This is a genomic window from Pseudokineococcus basanitobsidens, assembly GCF_037482545.1.
GTDB classification, from domain to species: domain Bacteria; phylum Actinomycetota; class Actinomycetes; order Actinomycetales; family Quadrisphaeraceae; genus Pseudokineococcus; species Pseudokineococcus basanitobsidens.
On sequence record NZ_JBBIAA010000077.1, the window covers coordinates 1 to 904 of the forward strand.

A 904-nucleotide genomic window follows, 5' to 3' on the forward strand; every position below is an offset into this window, starting at 1 on the left:
TTCTTGTAGGTCGCGAAGAAGGACTCCGCGACGGCGTTGTCCCAGCAGACCCCGGTGCGGCCCAGGGACCGGCGGATGTTGTTCTTCGTGCAGTAGTCGGCGAACTCGCCGGAGGTGTACTGGGTGCCGCGGTCGGCGTGGAAGATGACGCCCGGCGGTGGTTTTCTCGTGGTGATGGCCATGGTCAGGGCGTCGGTGACCAGGCAGGTGTGCATGTGGTCGGCCACCGCCCAGCCGACGACGGCGCGCGAGTGCAGGTCGATGACGGTGGCCAGGTAGGCCCACCCGTCCCAGGTCTTGACGTAGGTGATGTCGCCGACCCAGCGGGTGTTCGGGGCGGGCGCGGTGAAGTCCCGGCCGATCAGGTCCGGTGCCGGCGCGGGGCGGTCGGCGGGCACGGTGGTGCGCTTCCAGGCCCGGGGGTGGCGTCCGGCGAGGCCGGCGGCCCGCATCAGCCGGTGGGTGCGGCGGCGGGAGACGTGGTGGCCGGCGGCGGTGAGCATCGCGGCCATCCGGCGCACCCCGGGGTTGGCGCGCCCGACGCCCGCGTGCAACCGGACGATCAGCGAGGTCAAGGACGCGTCGGCGCGGGCGCGGGGGCTGGCCGGGCGGGTGCGCCAGGCGTAGTACCCCGAGCGGGAGACCCCGAGCTGGGTGCACATGAAGTCGACGTCGAAGAGCTTCTGGTCCGCCCAGTCCGCGATCGCGGCGAACTTCACCGCTGGTCTTTCGCGAACCAGGTCGCCACTTTTTTTGCGAACTCGACCTGCATCCGCAGCTCGGTGTTCTCCGCCCGCAGCCGGGCGAGCTCTTCGCGCTCGTTGTCGGTCAACGACTCGCCGGCTGGTTGTCGGCCGTCCTCGCGTGCCTTCTTCACCCACTTGCCCAACGTCATCTCGTGGAC

General features: G+C 70.7%; 2 protein-coding genes. Both read right to left on the reverse strand.

From position 1 onward, the window contains the following. A partial coding sequence (locus WDZ17_RS17350) for an IS3 family transposase (protein ID WP_339576429.1) occupies nt 1–719 on the reverse strand: 719 nt, incomplete at its 3' end. Next, the coding region (locus tag WDZ17_RS17355) for a transposase (RefSeq protein WP_422632029.1) at nt 716–904 on the reverse strand (189 nt) is incomplete at its 5' end. The genes WDZ17_RS17350 and WDZ17_RS17355, both read right to left, overlap by 4 nt.